Below are 21,012 nucleotides of genomic sequence, written 5' to 3'. Positions count from 1 at the left end.
CACACGACACCGACAGTTCGGCCGGGGCGTAGTCGACTTCCTGCGCGGATAACGGTGTGTGCACGGATCGGGACGGATCGTTGCCTCGTTGCAAGCAACCCATAGACTCCCCGCTCATCGCATCCAATGAGGGATGCGTCACGTCGCGCTGGGCGGCTGGTCTGCCTTGGCGCTGCACATGGCAACTCACCAGGAGGACGGATGTCCCGGCAATTCCTCGCGGAGGGCCTAGAGCTCTCCGGAGGTGATCGCGGCGTCGTAGCCGTGGTCGCCGTGGTCGCCCTGGCTGCTCTCGCCGTCGGGTACGTGCTGCTCAAGGAGGTGCTGGCCGCGGGCCAGGGCACCCCCAAGATGCAGGACATCGCCAAGGCGGTTCAGGAGGGCGCAGCGGCCTACCTCAACAGGCAGTTCCGCACGCTCGGCATCTTTGTCGTGATCGTGTTCGTGCTGCTGTTCGCGCTACCGGCGGATGATTTGGCCGAACGAATCGGCCGATCATTGTTCTTCATCGTCGGTGCCGCGTTCTCGGCGACCATCGGCTACCTGGGCATGTGGTTGTCCACGCGCGCCAACGTGCGTGTCGCAGCCGCCGCGAACGACGGCGAAGGTGGCCGCGAAAAGGCGATGCGCATCGCTTTCCGGACCGGTGGCGTGGTCGGCATGACCACGGTCGGCCTGGGCCTCTTCGGTGCGGCGCTGGTCGTGCTCGTGTACGCGGGCCAGGCCCCGAAGGTCCTCGAGGGCTTCGGCTTCGGCGCGGCGCTGCTCGCGATGTTCATGCGCGTCGGTGGCGGCATCTTCACCAAGGCCGCCGACGTCGGCGCCGACCTCGTCGGCAAGGTCGAGCAGGGCATCCCCGAGGACGACCCCCGCAACGCCGCCACCATCGCGGACAACGTGGGCGACAACGTCGGTGACTGCGCCGGCATGGCCGCGGACCTCTTCGAGTCCTACGCCGTCACGCTGGTCGCGTCGCTGATCCTCGGCACCGCCGCCTTCGGCGCGCAGGGCCTGCTGTTCCCGCTGATCGTTCCCGCGATCGGCGTGCTGACCGCGGTCATCGGCGTCTACACGACGAAGGCGAAGGCGGGCGAGAGCGGCCTGTCGGCCATCAACCGCTCCTTCTACATCTCCGCGGTCATCTCCGCGGTGCTGTGCACCATCGCGGCGTTCGCGTTCCTGCCGAGCTCCTTCGCCGACCTCAACGGCATCAGCGACGCCGTCAAGGCCACCAGCGGCAACCCGGCGCTGATCGCGTCCGTCGCGGTGATCATCGGCATCGTGCTGGCCGGCGTGATCCTGTGGCTGACCGGCTACTACACCGGCACCGAGCACAAGCCGGTCAAGGAGGTCGGCAAGACCTCGCTGACCGGTGCCGCCACGGTGATCCTGTCCGGCATCTCGGTCGGTTTCGAGTCGGCCGTCTACACCGCGCTCGTCATCGGTGCCGCCGTGTACGGCGCGTTCCTGCTCTCCGGCTCGGTCGTCGTCGCGCTGTTCGCCATCGCGCTCGCCGGTTGCGGTCTGCTCACCACCGTCGGTGTCATCGTCGCGATGGACACCTTCGGTCCCGTCTCCGACAACGCTCAGGGCATCGCGGAGATGTCGGGCGACGTGCACGGCGAGGGCGCGCAGATCCTCACCGAGCTCGACGCGGTCGGCAACACGACCAAGGCCATCACCAAGGGCATCGCGATCGCGACGGCCGTGCTCGCCGCGACGGCGCTGTTCGGGTCCTACCAGGACGCGATCACCCAGGCGCTGGTCAAGGTCGGCAACGTCGCCGGTGACCTGCCCGTGTCGTTCAGCAACGTGGTGTTCAGCCCGAACGTGCTGGTCGGCGTCGCCATCGGCGCGGCGGTCGTGTTCATGTTCTCGGGTCTCGCGATCAACGCCGTGACGCGTGCCGCCGGCGCCATCGTGTTCGAGGTGCGCCGCCAGTTCCGCGAGAACCCCGGCATCATGGACTACTCGGTGAAGCCCGAGTACGGCAAGGTCGTCGACATCTGCACCAAGGACTCGCTGCGCGAGCTCGCGACGCCGGGTCTGATGGCCGTGCTCGCCCCGGTCGCCGTCGGCTTCGGCCTCGGCGTCGGCCCCCTGGCCGGCTACCTCGCCGGCGCCATCGCCACCGGCACGCTGATGGCGGTGTTCCTGGCCAACTCCGGTGGTGCCTGGGACAACGCCAAGAAGCTGGTCGAGGACGGCAACCACGGCGGCAAGGGCTCCGACGCCCACGCCGCGACGGTCATCGGCGACACCGTCGGCGACCCGTTCAAGGACACGGCCGGCCCCGCCATCAACCCGCTGATCAAGGTCATGAACCTGGTCTCGGTGCTGATCGCGCCCGCCATCGTCACCTTCTCCATCGGTGACAACGCGTCCGACCCGATCCGCATCGCGATCGCCGTGGTGGCGACGCTGATCATTATCGGCGCGGTCATCGTGTCCAAGCGCCGCGGGACCGCGATCGCGGACACGCCGGCGGAGGTCGTCAGCAACGGCACCGCGTAGTTCCGCCCCCGGCCGGGGTACTTTCGGACATCCCCCCGAAAGTACCCCGACCGAGGAGTCACGACATGAGGCGCAGCCTCGTCGCCACTGCCGCCGCAGCCGCCCTTGCGCTGGCCGGGTGCACCACCGGTGGCAACTCCGGCACATCGTCGACGCCCACGAGCGGCGCGGTCAGCCCCGAGGCCGTCGCCTACATGGACAAGGTCTGCGGCGCCGCCTCGGAGTTCGCCAAGATCGAGAAGACCGCCCCCAAGCTCGACGCTGGCGACTCCACCAAGCTGAAGGCCGAGATGGCCGCCTACATGGGCCAGCTCGCCGACGCCTTCGCCAAGTCCGCCGAGGGCCTCAAGAACGTCGGCCCGTCGCCGGTGGCCGGTGGTGAGGAGGCCGTCACCAAGATGGCCGAGACGTTCACCTCGCTCGGCACCGTCTTCGCCGACGCCAAGGCGAAGGTCGAGCAGGCCGACGCGAACAACGCGACCGGGGGCCTCCAGGCCGCCGGAGAGGCCATCGCGAAGCTCTCCGAGCTGGCCGACCCGCTGCGCGACCTCAAGTCCAACCCCGAGCTGCAGAAGGCCACCCAGACGGCGCCGAAGTGCCAGGAGATGCAGCGCCTCAACCTGACGCCGACGAGCTGAGCGGGGACGTGCCCAGTAACTTCCGGCACATGCGTCCCACAGCCATCGCGCTCATGACGAGCTGCCTGCTCGCGGTCACCGCGTGCACCGGCGGTTCGCCGACGACCTCACCCACCGCGGCCAGCGAGGCCGACGTGGTGGCGTGGACGGACAAGGTCTGCGGTGCCGTCGGCGGCACCGCGGAGGTCATGTCCGACGAGCCGGACCTCGACATGAGCGACCCGGCCACGCTCAAGGCGAGCCTGTCGGACTGGCTCGGCGCGAAGGTCGCCGCCGTCGACAAGTCGATCGCGGACCTCAAGGCGCTCGAGAACGGCCCGCACCCGAGGTCGAAGGAGCTGGTCGGCACCGCCGAGGGCGGCCTGCAGCAGGTCAAGTCGCTGCTCGCCGGCACGAGGTCGAAGCTCGACTCGGCGACCGACGCGAACCAGGCCGTCACCGCGTTCACCGAGATGGTGACCAAGGCGCCGGAGCTCGACCGGGCCGGCGAGGACGTGCGGCGCAAGCTCGACGAGACCGGTCTCGCGGAGGCCGCGCGGAAGGCGGCCGGCTGCAAGGGCCTGGTGGTCTCGTCGTCGTCCGCGCCGACGACCTGACCGGGTGAACCTCCCGGCCGGGGCCGGTGGAAGATGACGTGGTGAGGTCACGTCTGCTCGCCATCGCCCTGGCCGGTGCGCTCGCCCTGACGAGCGCCTGCGGATCCGACGAGGACGAGCCGCTCACCGACTCCCAGGCCCGCTGGGTCGACGCCTTCTGCGGCGGCCTGCTGCCCGGCAAGCGCGCGGGGCAGGAGCTGACGGCCCAGGACCCGGCCGACCCGGCCGCGGTCAAGGCGGCGTACCTGGAGCTCGTCACGGCCAACGCCGCGGCGCTCGCCGACGCGGAGAAGAAGCTCACCGAGCTGGGCCCGCCGTCGGACGAGCTGGAGGACGTCCACGAACGGCTGACGAAGTACGTGGGCGAGTCGGCCAGGTCCTACGCGGCCGCGGAAGCGCCGGTGAAGGCCCTGGAGCCGAACGCGCAGTTCTGGGAGAACGCCGAGAAGGCACTGGCCGGCACCTCGCAGGTGAGCAGGCCGGAAGACCTGCGGGCGACCTTCGACGCCCTGGAGAAGTCGCCCAAGTACTCGGCCGCGATGGCCAAGTCCAAGCCGTGCTCGGAGCTGCAGTCGGGCAGCCGGAACTAGTCGCCCGACCGGCGCATTCACACCTGCACCACTGGTCACAGTCGAACGCCTGTTCTACGCTGTGGGCCGTGGTGGGGCAGCTGTCCTTCTTCTCGGCCGAGGCGCGGAACCCGGCCAAGGCGGACCTCGCCGGCTTCCTCTGCGGGCCGGGCCAGGCCGTCAGCTTCGCGCGCGGCACCGCGGCTCGCGTGTACGTCGAGCTGCTCGACGAGTGGCGGCACCGGCCGCTCAAGCAGGCCTGCGCCGAGCGCGGCGTCACGACCGAGCTCTGCGTCAACGAGGAGGGCACGCGGTTCGTCCGCACGCCGTTCCGCACCGATCTCACCGGACTGGCCGCCCGCTGGCTGGACGGATCCGCCAAGAAGGTGCCGGCCGGCTTCGAGCTGAACGGAGCAGTGCTGCGGGTCTGGGCGCTGGCCGCGGGGAGCTGGATGGAGTCGGCGTACCTGCTCGGTTTGGACCCCAACGCACCACAGACACACCTGCCGTTGCAAAATGCGCTGCTCGCGGCCGGACTTCCGTGCACCCTGGTAGGGGCTCCGGCGTTGCGGGTCACCGGCCGTCGACGGCTGGCACGGCTCGCTGAGCTGGTCGGAAGCCCTCCGCAGGGAGTGGCGATGAGCACCTGGCCGGCGGCCTGAGCGGGCGGTCAGGCATGGTTGTGTCACTCTGTCTCGTCGTACGGGCGTCGCGGATGGTGTGCTTTTCGGCCGACGCTGGGCAACACTGGCGGGCCTGGGAACCGGGTTTGGAAGAGAGCGGGACGGCGAGTGGCTGGATCGACACGGACGAGGAAGAGCGGCGGAGGAGCGGGTGGCACCCGGCGACTGGTGATCGTCGAGTCGCCCACGAAGGCGCGCAAGATCGCCTCCTACCTCGGCGCCAACTTCGTCGTGGAGTCCTCCCGGGGACACATCCGTGACCTGCCGCGCGGTGCCGCCGACGTCCCGGCGAAGTTCAAGGGCCAGTCGTGGGCCCGGCTCGGCGTGGACGTCGACCACGACTTCGAGCCCCTCTACGTCGTCTCCGCCGACAAGAAGTCGCTGGTCACCGAGCTCAAGGAAGCGTTGAAGGACGTCGACGAGCTCTACCTCGCGACAGACGGCGACCGCGAGGGCGAAGCCATCGCGTGGCACCTGCTGGAGACGCTCAAGCCGAAGGTCCCGGTCCGCCGGATGGTGTTCCACGAGATCACCGAGTCCGCGATCCAGGCGGCCGCCGCCAACCCCCGCGACCTCGACCAGGACCTGGTCGACGCCCAGGAGACCCGCCGCATCCTCGACCGCCTCTACGGCTACGAGGTCAGCCCGGTGCTGTGGAAGAAGGTCATGCCGAAGCTCTCGGCCGGCCGCGTGCAGTCCGTGGCGACGCGTCTGGTCGTGGAGCGCGAACGCGAGCGGATGAAGTTCGTCTCGGCGAGCTACTGGGACATCTCCGCGCAGATGGACGCCGGTGCGGACGCCCAGCCGCGCCAGTTCGGCGCGCGTCTCGTGGCGGTCGACGGCACCCGGCTCGCCACCGGCCGCGACTTCGGCTCCGACGGCAAGCTCACCGGCAGGGCCGACGTGGTCGTGCTGGACGAGGCGCAGGCCAGGGCCATCGCGACGGGGCTGCAGGACGCGCCGGTCAAGGTCTCCTCGGTCGAGGAGAAGCCGTACTCGCGCAAGCCGTACCCGCCGTTCATGACCTCGACGTTGCAGCAGGAAGCCGGCCGCAAGCTGCGCTTCTCCGCCGACCGCACGATGCGCACGGCCCAGAAGCTGTACGAGAACGGCTACATCACCTACATGCGAACCGACAGCACCACGCTGTCGGAGACCGCGATCAACGCGGCCCGCACGCAGGCCACGGACCTCTACGGCGCGCAGTACGTCGCGAAGGAGCCGCGCCAGTACACGCGCAAGGTCAAGAACGCGCAGGAGGCCCACGAGGCGATCAGGCCGGCGGGAGAGGTCTTCCGCACGCCCGGCCAGGTGGCCGCCGAGCTCGACTCCGACGAGTTCAAGCTCTACGAGATGATCTGGCAGCGCACGATCGCGTCCCAGATGGCCGACGCGCGGGGCAACACGACCAGCGTGCGCATCCAGGGCCGCGCCGCGACGGGCCAGGAGGTCACGTTCGCCGCGTCCGGCCGCACGATCACGTTCGCCGGCTTCCTCAAGGCCTATGTCGAGACCGTCGACGCCGAGGCGGGCGGTGAGTCGGACGACGCGGAGTCGCGCCTGCCGCAGCTCGTCAAGGACCAGGACCTGACGATCGCGGAGCTGTCCGCGGACGGCCACACCACCTCGCCGCCCTCGCGCTACACCGAGCCGTCGCTGATCAAGACGATGGAGGAGCTCGGCATCGGCCGCCCCTCCACCTACTCGTCGATCATCAGCACCATCCAGGACCGCGGCTACGTGTGGAAGAAGGGCGCCGCGCTGGTCCCGTCCTGGGTGGCGTTCGCCGTGGTCGGGCTGCTGGAGAACCACTTCGGGCGCCTGGTCGACTACGACTTCACCGCGGCGCTGGAGGACGAGCTGGACGGCATCGCCGCCGGTCGTCAGCGCCGCACGACGTGGCTGTCGGGGTTCTACTTCGGCGGCAGCGTCGGCCCGGACGGCTCGATCGGCCGCTCCGGCGGGCTGAAGAAGCTGGTCGGCACGGGTGTCGAGGACATCGACCCGCGCGAGGTCAACTCGATCCCGCTGTTCAGCGACTCGGAGGGCCGCACAGTCGTCGTGCGCGTCGGCCGCTTCGGCCCGTACCTGGAGCGCGAGGTCGACGGGGCCGCGCAGCGCGCGAACCTGCCGGACGACCTGCCGCCGGACGAGCTGACCGGCGAGATCGCCGAGAAGCTGTTCTCGACGCCGCAGGAGGGCCGCTCGCTCGGCACCGACCCGGTCTCGGGCAACGAGATCGTGGCCAAGGAGGGCCGCTTCGGCCCGTACGTGACCGAGGTGCTGCCGGAGGCGGCCGACAACGGGTCGTCGTCGAAGAAGGCGCCGAAGCCGCGCACCGGCTCGCTGTTCAAGTCGATGTCGCTGGACACGGTCACGCTGGAGGACGCGCTCAAGCTGCTGTCCCTGCCGCGCGTGGTCGGCAAGGACCCGGAGACGGGCGCCGAGATCACCGCGCAGAACGGCCGCTACGGCCCGTACCTGAAGAAGGGCACGGACTCGCGGTCGCTCGCGGACGAGTCGCAGATCTTCACGGTCACGCTGGACGAGGCGCTGAAGATCTACGCGGAGCCGAAGAAGCGGGGCCGGTCGGCCGCTGCCGCGCCGCCGTTGCGCGAGCTCGGCAACGACCCGGTGTCCGGCAAGCCGATGGTGATCAAGGACGGCCGGTTCGGGCCGTACGTCACCGACGGCGAGGCGAACGCGTCACTGCGCAAGACGGACAGCGTGGAGACCATCACCGACGAGCGCGCGGCGGAGCTGCTGGCCGAGAAGCGCGCCAAGGGGCCGGTCAAGAAGAAGGCGCCGGCCAAGAAGGCCACCACGGCCGCGAAGAAGCCCGCGGCCAAGAAGGCGCCCGCCAAGTCGAAGAGCTGAGCTGGAGGAGGTGGCGGTGCCGAGCTCCGACTTCGGTCCGGACGGGACCCAGGCCCCGCCGCCTCCCCGGCTGTACCCCGACCCGCTGGCGGGTCTGGTGACCGCCGACGCCCTGATCGCTCCTCAGTGGACGGGGGAGTACTCCACGTCACGTGTGTCGGTGCCGACAACGCCGGCACCCTCGGACGACGTGCGCCAGGCCATCTGGGAGCAGATGGAACGCGAGCGGCGGCAACCGCGCGCCCGCCAGCCCCGCGCGGCCTGGCAGCAGTCGGCGCCGGGCGGGCAAGTGCCTGTCGGGCAACAGCAACAGCCCGCCGGGCAGACCGGTGGGGTGGCCGCGTTCCTCGGTTGCCTGGTCGTGATCGGCTTCTTCGTGCTGGTCCTGATCGCAGTTCTTGGCGCGATCTTCAGCGGATGACGCTGAGAGTGCGGCATCCTGACTCACCACATCCGGTTACGCTGATCGCACGGAGTGGGGCGAGTAGGGGTGACTGAAATTCAGGACGCGGACACCGGAGTGACCGGGGCAGCCCAGGCAGGGCGTGCCCAGTCCAGCGTGTCCACGGTCCACCGGCTGCGCTCGGTGCTCGCCATCAGACCGTTCCGCCGGCTCTGGCTCGTCACCTATCTGTGCAGCGTTGGTGACTGGCTGTCACTGCTCGCGCTGACCGGTCTCGTCTCCGAGATGATGAACAGCTACCGGTGGCAGTCGTTCGCGCTGTCGCTGGTCGTGCTGACCCAGCTCCTGCCGGGCATCCTCTTCGCGCCCATCGGTGGCGTGCTCGCGGACAAGTTCGACCGCCGCAAGGTCATGATGGTCTGCGACGTGCTGCGCGGGTCGCTCTTCATCTCGATCGCGCTGATCGGGTCACCGGTCTGGCTGTTCGTGGCGAACTTCCTGGTGGGCTGCTGCGCGATGCTGTGGATCCCGGCCAAGGAGTCGGCGGTCCCGAACCTGCTGCGCCGCCCCGACCAGGTGGAGTCGGCGAACCAGCTCGGCCTGGTGATGACCTACGGCATCTCGACGATCAGCGGTTTCGGCCTGTACTCGCTGATCGCGGGCATCCCCGCCTACCTGAACCTGCAGGGCGGGAACCTCGAGTTCAACATCGCGACGATCGCCGTCGTGATCAACGGCCTGCTCTACTTCACCTCCGCGATCCTCATCGCGACCCGGCTGCCGGAGCTGTCCGGCCGCGTCTCGGCCAAGAAGAAGGAGGTCGAGGCCGACAAGCCGGGCTTCGTCGCGATGTTCCGCGACGGCATCAGGTTCGCCGCGGCGACGCCGCTGGTCCGCGGCCTGGTCATCGGCATGATCGGCGCGTTCGCCGCGGCCGGTGTCGTGATCGCGACGGCGAAGCTCTACGCGCAGTCGCTGCTGGGTGGCGCCTCGACGTTCGGCCTGCTGTTCGTGGCCGTGTTCGTCGGGCTGGCGATCGGCATGGCGACCGCGCCGCGCCTGGCGCGCAGGCTCGCCTACAACCGGCTGTTCGGCATGACGATCGTGGGCGCCGGCATCACGCTGGTGCTGGTCGCGCTGGCCCCGCACCTGTGGATCGCGCTGCTGACGGTGATGCTGGTCGGCACGTGTGCCGGCGTGGCGTTCCTGACCGGCCTGACGATCGTCGGCTCGCAGGTCGAGGACGAGATGCGCGGCCGCACGGTGGCGCTGATCCAGTCGTTGCTCAAGATCGTGCTGTTCGGCGCGTCCGCGGGCGCGCCGCTGCTGGTCGCGCTGCTGCAGAAGCGCACGGTCAGCGTCTTCGGCCACCCCATGGAGGTCGACGCGACCCGGCCGGTCATGCTCGGCGGCGCGGCCATCGCGATCGTCCTGGGCCTGGTCGCGTACCGGCAGATGGACGACCGCCGGGAGGAGCCGGTGCTGTCGTCGCTGTTCGCGGCGATCCGCGGGCGCCGGCAGAACAAGGGCCTGCTGATCGCGGTCGAGGGCGACACCCGCGAGGACACGTCGGTGCAGGCCCGCCGCCTGGCCGCCGCGCTGCGGGCCGAGGGCCTCGAGGTGCTGCTGGCCGCCGACCCCGAGCACGACGAGCGCCGCCTGCGCACGATGCTGTCCTCCGCCGAGCTGGCCGGGGTGCGCGCGCAGGCTCTCGTGGCCGCCGCCGTCCGTGCCGATGTCGTCGAACGGCAGGTGCGTCCGGCGTTGGACGAGGGCTCCGTCGTCGTGATGGAGCGCTACGTCGACTCACCGCTCGCGCACTTCACCGCCACGAGCTCGCTGGAGCACCAGGAGCTCGAAGGCCTGGTCGACTGGGCGACCGGCCGCCTGCGCCCGGACCTCACGATCCTGCTCGACCGCCCGGTCGCCGACGGCAAGTCGATCGCCCTGGAACACCACTGGCGCGTCCAGCGGCTGCTGAGCGAGATGGCGGCGTCCGACCCGGACCGCTACGTCGTGGTCGAGGCCGACGGCGACGCCGACGTGATCGCCGAACGGGTGCGCGCCGCCATCGTGCCGCTGCTCGCGACCCGCAAGCGGGCGGTCCCCGAAGCCGCGGTCTGATCGTCCGCTGGAAGACTGGACCCATGAGCGTGTGGGACGAGGTGGTCGGCCAGCCGGACGCGGTGGCAACCCTGTCCGCGGCCGCCGAAGCCGCGGCCGTGATCGTCGCGGGCGGCACCCCGGCACCCGGCGTGATGACGCACGCCTGGCTCTTCACCGGGCCGCCCGGATCCGGTCGCTCGTCCACCGCGCGCGCGTTCGCCGGTGCCCTGCAGTGCGTGGTGACCGACGACAGGCCCGGCTGCGGCGAGTGCAACGGCTGCCGCACGACGCTGCACGGCACCCACGCCGACGTGCGGGTGGTGGCGCCGGAAGGCCTGTCGATCTCGGTCGCCGAGATGCGCTCGCTGGTCCAGATCTCCGCCCGCCGGCCCACGTCGGGGCGGTGGCAGGTGGTGATCATCGAGGACGCGGACCGGCTGACCGAGGGCGCGGCCAACGCCCTGCTCAAAGCGGTGGAGGAACCGCCGGAGCGGACGGTGTTCCTGCTGTGCGCGCCCTCCGCGCACCCCGACGACGTGTCGGTGACCATCCGGTCGCGGTGCCGCCTGGTGTCCCTGGGGTCACCGCGGTCCGCCGCCATCGCGACGGCGCTGGAGACCGTCGACGGGGTGCCGCCGGAGATGGCGCAGTGGGCGGCTTCGGTGTGCGGCGGGCACGTCGGGCGGGCGCGGAGGCTGGCGCTGGACGAGCAGACCCGCGACCGGCGTGAGTCCGTGCTGCGGATCCCGCTGGCCCTCCGCAAGCCCGCCGACGTCTTCACCTGCGCCGACGAGCTGATCAAGGCCGCGGAGGAGGACGCCAGCACGGCCAACGAGGCCCGTGACGAGGCCGAGCGGGAAGCCCTCGAAACCGCCATGGGAGCCGGTGGCACCGGCAAGGGCACGGCGGCCGCCGGCCGTGGCGCCAAGGGCGCGTTGAAGGACCTGGAGAAGCGGCAGAAGTCGCGCGCCACCCGGACCCAGCGCGACTCGCTGGACATGGCCCTGGTGGACCTGGCGGGGTTCTACCGGGACGCGCTGGTGACCAAGACCGGGTCGGAGGCCGCGTTGATGCACCCGGACCGGGCCTCGGACTCCCGGACCGCTGCCGCGCAGTGGTCGCAGGAGTCGATCCTGCGGCGGCTGGAGGCGGTGCTGGCCTGCCGGGAGGCGATCGAGGTCAACGTGAAGCCGCGCATCGCGATCGAGGCGATGGTCACGACGCTGCACCGCGGCTGACCGCGTTCGCGTCGGAACGTCAGATCCAGCCGAGCGCGGCGGACACGTCGTCCGCCGCCCGCAGCACCCGCGGACCCAGCGCGATCAGCTGTTGCAGCGAGTGCTCCGACGAGGACGCCGACAGCCCGCCGACCACCGCCCCGGTGTGGTTGCGCACCGCCGCGCCGACGCACCGGACGCCGGCCTCGTTCTCCTCGTCGTCCATCGCGAACCGCGACCGCCGCACCCTCACGAGCTGCGCCTTCAGCCGCTCCACCGAGGTGATCGTGTGCGGGGTGCGGCCGGGCAGCCCGGTCCGCGAGAGGTAGGCGTCGAGCTCGGCCGCGGAGAGCGAGGCCAGCACCGCCTTGCCGATGGCCGTCCCGTGCGCGGGCAGGGACGTGCCGAGCCGGGACGTGCCGAGCCGGGACGGCTTGTCGGCCGCGACCTCGTCCACGCGGACCAGCTCGTCGCCGAACAGCACGGCCAGGTGCACCGCGCACCCCGTGGACTCCTGCAACGAACGCAGGAACGGCCGCGCCCGCTCCACCGTGTCCGCGCTGGCGCTGATCTGCATCTGGGATGCCTTCCGGTCGGAAGGCGGCGGTGCCGACCATGCAACTACGTTCCGCCGACCGGAACAAGACGTCCTCAGCCTTGCGAGGTACCCGGAGGGCGGGTGCGCGACCGGCCCCTGGCCGGCAGCGCGGCGACGAGGACCACGCCCGCGAGCAGCAGTCCCGTGCCGGTCCAGAACAGCGGGATGGACTGGTACGCGGCGTTGGTCTGAGCGAGCGGCGGCGCCTTCACGGGCGGCGCGGCCGGCCCGCCGGGCTGTTCCGGCGCGGTCGTCCGCGGCGGCTGGGCCGTTCCGCAGACCACGCCGCCCCGCGGTGCCGCGGCCCGCACGATCTGCTCGCCCAGCGAGATCTGCGCGAGCGCCGTCGGCAGGTTCGGCAGCTTGAGCTTGTCGGTCGGCAGCAGCTGCACGTCGAGCATCCGCGCCGTCGCCCCGAGCTGGAACCCGCTGAACCCGTTGCCCGTGAACGCGGCCTTCTTCTCGTTCAGCCCGGCGATCTGCAACTTGACCACGACCAGGTCCAGCAGCAGCGGGATGTCCAGCGTGGGACGCGCGGCGTCCAGCGTGCCGAGCTCCTTGCCGTTCTGGCTGACCTTGAGCACCGGCGCCGTGTAGGTGATCTTCGACGTCGTCTCGTCCCCGGTGGCCGTCGCGGTGAGCGTCGGCGGTGAGATCACGTCGATCTTGATGCCCCCGGCCAGCTCGACACCGGCCGCGCGCATCGTCGACGTCGACTCGACGGCCTTGTTCCCGCTGCCCGGCAGGTCGACCAGCCTGACGACGGAGCTCGCCTCGAACGTGTCCGGGATGCTGACCAGGCTGGTCCTGACCGGCAACGGCACCTCGGCCGGCAACGCGCTGAGCACCTGCAACCCGGCGAGCGAGGTGCGCGCGGTGGCCAACGGGCTGACGCACGGCCCCAGCTTGTCGTCCCACCGCGCGTGCACGCTGCCGTTGAGCAGGCTCAGCTTGGCGAGCGGCGTCTCGGGGATCGGCAGGCCCCCGGTGGCCGGCCGCGGGTTGTCCGGGATCGCCGTCTGCACGAGCGTCCCCGGTGACTGCGGCGACCGCCCCGCCACCGCGAAGCCGAACGGGCTGGCCTGCGTCACGACCCGCTCGGTGGTGAGGAACGCCTCGGTGTTGACCTGCGCGCTCGCGAGCCCCAGCCCGAACTCGGTGACCGATTGCTTCGGCAGCTGCTCGCCGAGCCCGGGAAGGATCGTGCTCGTCGGCACCCCGCCCGGCCCGAGCCGCACCACGCTGAGCCCGGTCCCCGCATCTCCGACCGCGTGCGCGAGCGACTGGGCACCGTTCGGCGCCGACGCGGGCGGCTGGTCCGGGTCCCGCGGTCCGGGCACCGGCGTGGTGGGAGGCTGCGCGAGCGCGGGGGCCGCGGCGAGTGCGAACAGCAACCCGGCCAGCGGCACGGACAACGAACGGCGCATGAACCACTCCTCAGCGGTCAGGATGTGGTGACATCGGTCACGGTCCGTTCAACGAAGCGGACCCCCGTGAGTGACGGGTCCGAAGGTCGGCTATAGTTATCGCGTCTCGCCGCCTTAGCTCAGTCGGCCAGAGCGGCTCACTCGTAATGAGCAGGTCATCGGTTCGATTCCGATAGGCGGCTCGGTGAGACGGAAGGGCCAGGTCATTCGTGACCTGGCCCTTCCTCTGTTCTCAGCCGCAGGCGGCGAGCGCCTGTTCCAGCGCCGTCCGTTCCGCCGGGGCGACAGTCAGCCGGTAGGCGGCTTTCACCGTCACGTAAATGCGCCCGTAAGAACACGTGTAGGCGGCATTGGGCGGCATCCACTCGTCCGGCGTCTTGTCGCCCTTCGACTGGTTGACCTTCCCGGACACCGCGACGAGGTTGCGCAGGTCGTTGGCCGCGGCCACCCGCTGCTCGGGCGCCCACGCCGCCGCGCCGCTGCGCCACATCTCGGCCAGCGGCACGACGTGGTCGATCTGGATCTTCGAGACGCCGCTGATCTGCGAGCCGGTGTAGGGGTCGTCCAACGTGCCCGACTGCACGCCGCAGCGGCCGGGTTTGCGCTCCACCGCCGTCAGGTCGCGGGCCAGCACCTGGCTCCGCTGGTCGCAGCCGTCGCCGTCGGTGTCGAACCACGGCTGACCGAACACGCACGCTTTGCCGTTGCCGCAGTCGCGCACGTATCCGTCCAGACGGCCCGGTGTGGCCAGAGGTAGTGCCGCGAGAGAGGTGCGCGCTGCCGTGGCGTCGAGGGTGCCCGCCGGTACGCGGTCGACTTGGGTGCCGGGTGACGGCGACGGCAGGGAGAGCGTGGAACAGCCGGTCAACAGGATGATCAGCAATAGCCACCGCATGGGAGGGGCATACCCGCCATCATCGACTGCGATGGCCGCTCAACGGCGTAACTCCGGGGGACGAGATGTCCGATGTCAACGCGCTCGCAGACCGCCTCTTCGCCACGATCCTCGACCGCTACCCGGTCGATGCCGCCCTCATGGGCTTCGACCTCGGCCACGAGTCGCTCACCGACCACAGCGAGGAGGCCGGTCATCGCTACCGGGAACGGCTCCGGGACATCGGTGACGCCGCGCGGCGGATCAGGCCGGGGACGTTGTCCGACCGCATGACCCTCGGGATCGTCCTGCACGAGGTGCGGACCCAGATCGACGACGTCGAGTCCCGGCAGGTCGAGTTCGGGATCAGCGCCAACATCCGCACCACGGTCCCGGGCACGCTGGCGTGCCTGCCGCGCCTGCCCGTCGACACACCGCGGCGCCGGGCCGGGTACCTGCGGCGGCTGCGCGGCCTCGACGGGTTCTTCGCGACGTTGATCGCGCGTCATCGCCGGGGGTTCGAGGACGGTCTCCTGCCGGTGCGGCACCTGGTGGAGCAGGCCGTCGAGCTGATGGACGGGCATCTGCGCGACCTCGGCGCGTTCGACGTCGTGGACGGCGGGGGCGAGGTCGTCCGGTCCGCGATCCGGAGCTACCGCGACTTCCTCGTCGCCGAGGCGGTGCCGCTGGGACGCGACGCCGCGCACGCCGGGCTGTGCTGGTTGCCGGACGGAGATGCGGTGTACCGCAAGAAGATCCGTGCCCACACGACCGAGGACCTCGACCCGGAAGACCTGCATGCCACCGGCGTCGAGCTGGTCGAGGAGCTCAAGCGGGAGTTCGCGCGGTACGGCGACGACGTGTTCCACCGCATCCGCGACGATCCGCGGTTCCGCCACACCGATGCCGGGGAGGTGCTCGACGCCGCGCGGAAGGCCGTCGCGAAGGCCGAAGCCGTGGCGCCGCAGTGGTTCCGGACCACGCCGGACGCCCCGTGCGTGGTCCGGGAAGCGCCACCGGCGGTGCCCGCGCACGTGCCGCCGCACTACTTCCCGGCCGCCGAGGACGGCAGCCGTCCCGGCACGTACTTCGTCAACACCAAGGAGCCGCACACCCGCCTCAGGATCAAGGACGAGGCCACGGCCTTCCACGAGGCCGTGCCGGGTCACCACTTCGAGCACTCCAGGGCGGCGCTGCTCGAGGACGTTCCCGTCTTGCGGCGCAAGGCGCCGATCAGCGTGTTCAGCGAGGGCTGGGCGCTGTACTGCGAGCGCCTCGCCGACGAGATGGGCCTGTACAGCAGCGACGAGTCCCGGCTCGGCATGCTCACGATGGACGCCATGCGCGCGGGCCGGCTCGTCGTCGACACCGGGTTGCACGCCCGAGGGTGGAGCCGTGCGCGGGCCGTCCGCTACCTCGCCGAGAACACGCCGATGACGTCGGCGCAGATCGAGTCCGAAGTGGACCGCTACGTGGCCGAACCCGGACAGGCGCTCGCGTACGCGGTGGGCCGCCTGAAGTTCCGGGAGCTGCGGCGCAAGGCCGAGGACGCGGGCAAGGACGTGCGGGACTTCCACGAGGTCGTGCTGAGCCAGGGCAGGCTCACGCTCGCGCTGCTCGACGACGTCGTGACCGAGTGGATCGCCGGTAGCTGACGGCCGGCCCGACTCGACGGGATCGTCACACCGCGACTGGCAGACTGCCGCGCATGAAGCCAGCCGCGGCTGCTGCCGCACTGCTCCTGCTCGTCGCCTCCTGCAGCGCGAGCGAACCCGAGTTGCCGCCGGTCGAGCTGCCGCCGTCCGGCGGGAAGTTCGACTACCAGATCGGCGGGGTCTACCAGCCGGAGGCGCGGGTCAAGATCGTCGTGCGCGACCGCGGCAAGAGTCCCGTCGGCGACCGCTACAACATCTGCTACCTCAACGCCCTGCAGACGCAGCCGGACCCGATGGACGGCGGCCTGAGCTGGTGGCGGCAGCACCACGGCGACCTGCTGGTCAAGAAGCCGGACGGCGAGCCGGTGATCGACCCGGAGTGGGACGAGGGCATCCTCGACATCTCCACCGCCGACAAGCGCGGCAAGATCCTGGAGATCCAGAAGAAGTGGATCGACGGGTGCAAGACGTCGCGCTACCAGGCGATCGAGGCGGACAACCTCGACTCGCACACGCGTGCCGCCGGGGCGTTCGACATCAACGCCACCAAGGAGTTCATGAAGTCGTTCGTCCGGCACGCCCACGAGAAGGGGCTCGCGGTCGCGCAGAAGAACGGCGGCGAGCTGGGCGACTCCGGCAAGAAGTACATCGGGTTCGACTTCGCCATCACCGAGGACTGCCAGGCGAACGACGAGTGCGCCCCCTACGCCGACGCGTTCGGGGACAAGTACTTCCAGATCGAGTACACCGACGAGGCGTTCCGGAAGTCCTGCACCGATCGCGGCGGACGGGTCTCCGTCATCCGCCGCGACCGGGCCGTGGTGCCGTACGGGCACCCGGACTACGTCTACGAGGCCTGCCCGCCGGCCTGATTCCCGACAGCGTGATCGAGGAACGCCTGCCACTTCTCGGCCTGCCCGGTGGCGTCACCGAAGAGGTGGTGCCCGACGGCGCTGGTGCCGTGGAAGCGGTACAGCCCGTCCGGACCGCGCACGCCGAGGAAGTTGTGCGCGTCGTGCCGGACGACGTAGTCGACGACACCGGTGACGCCGAACGGCTCGATCGTGACCGGCGAGCCGGCCTCGGCGTCCGAGGGGATGCCGAGCGCCCGCATCAGCACCGGCCAGTTGTCGGCGCCCTCCGGCTGCTGCGGCCACTGCGCGAACACGTAGGTGCCGGGCCGGCCAGCGAAGTGCTTGACGTACTGGGCCATCGTGAAGAGGTACATGTCCCAGCCCTTGGAGCTCTGGTCGAGGTACTCGTCGCCCCAGCCGTCGCCGAGGATGCCGCTGTGCACGAACCGCAGCACGGTCGAGCCCTGGTCACGGCCCTCGACGAGGAACTCCATCGCGTGGAACGTGCCGTCCTCGCCCTTGTCGCTCTCGTAGGCGAGGTGCTTGCCCGGCTCCCAGGCGGTGATCGTCGAGGCCTCCTGGAAGAAGCCCATGTCGATCGACATGCGGCCGCCGAGGCGCCCGTCGACGGTGTGGGGACCCATGAACCACGAGTCGATGCCGGGCCCGGTCGCGATGGCCTCCCAGACCTGCTCCGGGGTCCCCTCGACCTCGACTTCCTTCTTGATCTCGAACTCGCGGGTCACGACTCCTCCTCCTTGGCGCTCACGCTCGGGTGCAGGGCGACGACGACTCGGTGCGGTCGCCCTCCTTCGGCCTGTTCGTCGTGGTACTTGGCGACGAGCTTCGTCACGCACGTGGCGAGCTCTTCGGCGAATGCCGCGCGGTCTGCCGCTGTGGCGAACCGGATCTCGCCGTCGAGGGCGAAGGTCGCGAGCCGCTTCTTCGCCTTGGTCGCACCCGTGATCAGCGAACCGACGTCGCGCACCAGCCTGGCCGAGACGGCCAGCAGCCATCGTGCGGACAGGCGGTCGGGTGAGCGCGCCGGATCCGGCTGCACGGCCGCGAGCGCCGTCGGGGAGATGACGTAGGACGCCGCGGTCGCCTGCATCAGGCGCTCGGTGACGTTGCCCTTGCGCCGTTCCTCGACGAGCTCCACCAGGCCGTGCTGCTCCAGCGCGCGCAGGTGGTAGTTCACCTTCTGCCTGGGCAGACCCACCTTCGCGGCGAGCATCGTCGCCGATGCCGGCTCTGCCAGCTCCGCGAGCAGCCGCGCTCGCACCGGGTCCAGCGACACCTCGGCCGCGGAGGGGTCTTCGATCACCGCCACTTCGAACATGGCACCAGCGTCACACCGAAAACAAATTTAGTCAAGAACTGTCTAGCTGTCGGTGGCTTTGCTCCACCCGAGTGGCGTTGGAGGCGGTACCGTAAGCGATGTCTCGATTGGTCGTTGCTTGTTCGCAACCCCTGAGGAGACGAGATGATCATGATGCTGGTCCTGACCCTGCTGGCCCTGCCGTTCGCCCTGACCGCGGCCAACGTGGGCAGACGCAGGTGGGTGCGCAAGAGGGGCGTCGCCAGGGTGCGCGCCGAGCTCGACGCCTTTCACGCCGAGCTGGCGCGTCAGGGGCTGAGTCACTTCTGGGGTCGCTGAGCCTTCGCGAGCACGTTCCCCGACGGCGAGATCCGGGTGACGACGTCGCCGTAGCGGTCCAGAAGCGCGGCCGCGACGGTCTCCGGTGAGCCGACGACGGCGAACTCGGCCAGCACCTCGTCGGTGATCAGCTCACTCATCTCCGCCCACTGCTGCCGCCGCGACATGCGGTGCAGCTCCTCGTGCAGCGCTCCCCAGCCGTGCAGGTCCAGCACCGGCTTGTAGGCGGGCGTCGACCCGTAGAACGCGATCTGCCGCTTGACGGCGGCGACCTCCTCGTCCGTCGAGGCCGTGAACGCCGGCCCGCTGATCTCGAAGCCCGCCAGCGACTTGCCCACCTTCGCGCGGCCGCGCTCCAGCGCCGGCAGCGTCACCTCGCGCAGGTACCGCTCGGTCGTGAAGTTGTGGCACAGGAACCCGTCCGCGACCTCGCCCGCCACCTCGGTCATCCGCTCGCCGACGCCCGCCAGGTAGATCGGCGCGGTGCCGTGCGGGTTCGGGCCGGGATCGAAGAACGGCGTCATCAGCGTGTGCTTGTAGAACTCGCCGCGGAACGCCAGCCGCCCGCCCGTCTCCCACGCGTGCCAGATCGCCCGGACGGCCAGCACGAACTCGCGCATCCGCGCGGCGGGCCTGCTCCACGGCATCGCGAAGCGCTTGGTGATGTGTGCTTCGACCTGCGAGCCCAGGCCGAGGCTGAAGCGGCCCCCGGACAGCAGGCGCAGGTCGTTCGCCGTGGTGGCGATGGTCATGGGGTTGCGCGCGAACGCCACCGCGATCGCCGTGCCGAGCTCGATCCGCTCGGTCGCCGCGGCGGCGCCGGCCAGCGCCAGGAACGGGTCGTGCTTGGTCTCGGCGAGCCAGAACCCGTCGTAGCCGTGGTCCTCCGCGCTCTTCGCGAGGGACCCGGCGGCGGCGGGGGTGTAGTCGACGGCACTGCTGTCCAGCTTCATGCCGCTGAGGTTATTGGCGGTGCCGGTACTCGCAGGCGATGCCGTTGCGGTTCTCGTCGAGCTCGACGCGGTAGCCGGGCTGACCCCAGTGCAGCGGTGCCGCGCCGGCCCGCCTGGCCTCGTCGCAGCTCGCGTAGAAGACCTGCCTCGGTCCGGGCTGCGTCGTCGTGGTCGTGGGCTTCGGTTTTGCCGTGGTGGGGACCGGGGCCGGAGGCGGCGGGGGAGGAGGGGCGGGGGTCTCGGTGGCGTCCTTGCCGCCGCACGGCGGGCCCCACAGGCCCATCGGCACCCGTTGCGCGGCCCCCTCGGCTTCCGCCTGCGCCGCCGTCGGGGTGCCCGCGGTGCGCGCGGCGCCGTTGCCCAGTGCGAGCAACGCGTAGTCCGTGCCGTCCGCCAGGCTGAGCGCGCCGGTGGTCCGGTCGTAGCGCACCTGCTGGTTCAGCAGCATGCTCTTCGCGAAGCTCGCGGCCGCCTCCGCCCAGCACGCTCCCGGCTGGGCGAGACCGCCGACCTCGGCTTTCGACCCGTCGGACAGCAGCACCGAACGGCCGTCGACGATCGACGTCACGCTGATGCCGAGCTGGGCGGGTGGCACGGAGACCGATGTCGGCGAGGAGACCGGCACGTCCTCGGCGGGCTTCTCCACGGCGATGGGGGTCGACTGCTGCGCCTGCGCGCCGCATCCCGCGGTGAGCACGACCAGCAGGACCCCGCCGCCCACAGTTCTCCACCCCGACATGGCCCCGAGAATGCCTGGTAGGCGCGGTGCGGCCAAGGTTACGTATTTGGCCCGGATCGGTTCATCGGTAGTCCGAACTGAAATACGGAGACGCCCAGTTCAGCGTGCGGGCTTCAACGTCCAGACGACGGTCATCTCGCCGGTGGTCACGCCCTCGGCGTTGGTGATCGTGACGCTCACCGGGAACTCCGGTCGCGTGCCCGACTCCAGGTCGGCCAGCACGTCGTCCGCGGAGCGGCCCAGCACGGCCTCGGCGCGCAGAACGCCGAGCGCGAGCTTCTTGTAGGCGATATCCGCCTTGGCGACCAGCGGCGTGGCCTTGTCCAGGTGGGCGGCGAACGCGGCCATCACGACGGCGCCCGACGCGGTCTCGGCGAGGCCGAACATCATCGCGGCGTGCGGGCCGCCGACGTGGTTGCGCAGCGTCTCGTCGTCCGGCAGCGACGCGACGACGCGGTCGGCGGAGACCTCCTCGAACTCGATGCCGGTGGTCTTCACCCACGGCACGGCCTGCTTCATGGCGTCGGCGACGAACGACACGTCTTGGCTCATGAGAGGGATGCTACCGGCGAGTAACCCAACGCAGCTACCTGTCGGTAACAACCACCGTCCGCGTCCGTACCACTCCGCGGTGGAGTGAGACTCGGAACTC

The 21,012-nt window shown here is 70.6% G+C and carries 20 protein-coding genes and 1 tRNA gene; 13 read left to right on the top strand and 8 right to left on the bottom strand.

Annotation, left to right across the window (positions count from 1 at the left end; all coding sequences use genetic code 11):
- Positions 1-201 precede the first annotated feature (201 nt).
- From BMW88_RS08910 to BMW88_RS08870, 9 genes are all read left to right on the top strand, one after another.
- Positions 202-2,514, top strand: coding sequence for a sodium-translocating pyrophosphatase (locus tag BMW88_RS08910; RefSeq protein ID WP_089950086.1), 2,313 nt, complete (start codon positions 202-204; stop codon positions 2,512-2,514).
- 65 nt (positions 2,515-2,579) lie between these two features.
- A complete protein-coding gene (locus BMW88_RS08905; RefSeq protein WP_089950085.1) occupies positions 2,580-3,152 on the top strand; it encodes a hypothetical protein in 573 nt (190 codons plus the stop codon).
- Between the two features lie 29 nt (positions 3,153-3,181).
- Positions 3,182-3,748, top strand: a complete 567-nt coding sequence (locus tag BMW88_RS08900; RefSeq protein ID WP_089950084.1) for a hypothetical protein — start codon at positions 3,182-3,184, stop codon at positions 3,746-3,748.
- Between the two features lie 41 nt (positions 3,749-3,789).
- A complete protein-coding gene (locus BMW88_RS08895; protein ID WP_143116016.1) occupies positions 3,790-4,338 on the top strand; it encodes a hypothetical protein in 549 nt (182 codons plus the stop codon).
- 68 nt (positions 4,339-4,406) lie between these two features.
- Positions 4,407-4,979, top strand: a complete 573-nt coding sequence (locus tag BMW88_RS08890; protein WP_245777641.1) for a hypothetical protein — start codon at positions 4,407-4,409, stop codon at positions 4,977-4,979.
- 129 nt (positions 4,980-5,108) lie between these two features.
- On the top strand, positions 5,109-7,877 hold the full coding sequence (gene topA / locus BMW88_RS08885) for a type I DNA topoisomerase (protein WP_089950082.1): 2,769 nt from the start codon (positions 5,109-5,111) through the stop codon (positions 7,875-7,877).
- A 16-nt stretch (positions 7,878-7,893) separates the two neighbouring features.
- A complete protein-coding gene (locus tag BMW88_RS08880; protein ID WP_089950081.1) occupies positions 7,894-8,298 on the top strand; it encodes a hypothetical protein in 405 nt (134 codons plus the stop codon).
- A 69-nt stretch (positions 8,299-8,367) separates the two neighbouring features.
- Positions 8,368-10,404, top strand: coding sequence for a bifunctional MFS transporter/dTMP kinase (locus BMW88_RS08875; protein ID WP_089950080.1), 2,037 nt, complete (start codon positions 8,368-8,370; stop codon positions 10,402-10,404).
- A gap of 23 nt (positions 10,405-10,427) precedes the next feature.
- The gene (locus tag BMW88_RS08870; protein WP_089950079.1) at positions 10,428-11,624 is read left to right on the top strand and encodes a DNA polymerase III subunit delta'; all 1,197 of its coding nucleotides are present in this window, start codon (positions 10,428-10,430) and stop codon (positions 11,622-11,624) included.
- 19 nt (positions 11,625-11,643) lie between these two features.
- On the opposite strand, the gene BMW88_RS08865 is transcribed toward BMW88_RS08870, so the two are convergent.
- A complete protein-coding gene (locus BMW88_RS08865) occupies positions 11,644-12,180 on the bottom strand; it encodes an IclR family transcriptional regulator (RefSeq protein WP_089950078.1) in 537 nt (178 codons plus the stop codon).
- A 74-nt stretch (positions 12,181-12,254) separates the two neighbouring features.
- Positions 12,255-13,628 (bottom strand): hypothetical protein, encoded by a 1,374-nt coding sequence (locus BMW88_RS08860; protein WP_089950077.1) that lies wholly within the window; start codon positions 13,626-13,628, stop codon positions 12,255-12,257.
- A gap of 108 nt (positions 13,629-13,736) precedes the next feature.
- Here BMW88_RS08860 and BMW88_RS08855 point away from each other — a divergent pair.
- Positions 13,737-13,810: transfer RNA gene (locus BMW88_RS08855), tRNA-Thr, on the top strand.
- A gap of 50 nt (positions 13,811-13,860) precedes the next feature.
- Here BMW88_RS08855 and BMW88_RS08850 read toward each other — a convergent pair.
- A complete protein-coding gene (locus BMW88_RS08850) occupies positions 13,861-14,523 on the bottom strand; it encodes an HNH endonuclease family protein (RefSeq protein ID WP_089950076.1) in 663 nt (220 codons plus the stop codon).
- Positions 14,524-14,588: 65 nt separating this feature from the next.
- Between BMW88_RS08850 and BMW88_RS08845 the strand changes: the two genes are divergently transcribed.
- Positions 14,589-16,157, top strand: a complete 1,569-nt coding sequence (locus BMW88_RS08845) for a DUF885 domain-containing protein (RefSeq protein ID WP_089950075.1) — start codon at positions 14,589-14,591, stop codon at positions 16,155-16,157.
- A 53-nt stretch (positions 16,158-16,210) separates the two neighbouring features.
- Entirely contained in the window at positions 16,211-17,029 is an 819-nt protein-coding gene (locus BMW88_RS08840) for an endo alpha-1,4 polygalactosaminidase (protein ID WP_089950074.1), read from the top strand.
- On the opposite strand, the gene BMW88_RS08835 is transcribed toward BMW88_RS08840, so the two are convergent.
- Together BMW88_RS08835 and BMW88_RS08830 are read right to left on the bottom strand one after the other, a co-directional pair.
- Positions 17,005-17,757, bottom strand: a complete 753-nt coding sequence (locus BMW88_RS08835) for an SRPBCC family protein (protein ID WP_177221003.1) — start codon at positions 17,755-17,757, stop codon at positions 17,005-17,007. The two genes, BMW88_RS08840 and BMW88_RS08835, sit on opposite strands and share 25 nt — an antisense overlap.
- Positions 17,754-18,350, bottom strand: coding sequence for an ArsR/SmtB family transcription factor (locus BMW88_RS08830; RefSeq protein WP_177221002.1), 597 nt, complete (start codon positions 18,348-18,350; stop codon positions 17,754-17,756). Before BMW88_RS08830 ends, BMW88_RS08835 begins: the two co-directional genes overlap by 4 nt.
- A gap of 144 nt (positions 18,351-18,494) precedes the next feature.
- Between BMW88_RS08830 and BMW88_RS41745 the strand changes: the two genes are divergently transcribed.
- Positions 18,495-18,668: a hypothetical protein gene (locus BMW88_RS41745; RefSeq protein WP_177221001.1), complete on the top strand. Its 174-nt coding sequence runs from the start codon at positions 18,495-18,497 to the stop codon at positions 18,666-18,668.
- Here the strand turns inward: BMW88_RS41745 and BMW88_RS08825 are convergent.
- The 3 genes from BMW88_RS08825 to BMW88_RS08815 all read right to left on the bottom strand — a co-directional run bounded on the left by BMW88_RS08825 (position 18,650) and on the right by BMW88_RS08815 (position 20,912).
- A complete protein-coding gene (locus BMW88_RS08825) occupies positions 18,650-19,621 on the bottom strand; it encodes a TIGR03617 family F420-dependent LLM class oxidoreductase (RefSeq protein ID WP_089950072.1) in 972 nt (323 codons plus the stop codon). The two genes, BMW88_RS41745 and BMW88_RS08825, sit on opposite strands and share 19 nt — an antisense overlap.
- Positions 19,622-19,631: 10 nt before the next feature.
- Positions 19,632-20,360: an excalibur calcium-binding domain-containing protein gene (locus tag BMW88_RS08820; RefSeq protein ID WP_089950071.1), complete on the bottom strand. Its 729-nt coding sequence runs from the start codon at positions 20,358-20,360 to the stop codon at positions 19,632-19,634.
- A 99-nt stretch (positions 20,361-20,459) separates the two neighbouring features.
- Positions 20,460-20,912 carry a DUF4442 domain-containing protein gene (locus BMW88_RS08815; protein ID WP_089950070.1) on the bottom strand — a complete coding sequence of 151 codons (453 nt, stop codon included), beginning with the start codon at positions 20,910-20,912 and terminating at the stop codon, positions 20,460-20,462.
- Positions 20,913-21,012 lie beyond the last annotated feature (100 nt).

The organism is Lentzea xinjiangensis (genome assembly GCF_900110955.1).
Lineage (GTDB): Bacteria > Actinomycetota > Actinomycetes > Mycobacteriales > Pseudonocardiaceae > Lentzea > Lentzea xinjiangensis.
This window is presented reverse-complemented; position numbering and strand designations above follow the sequence as displayed.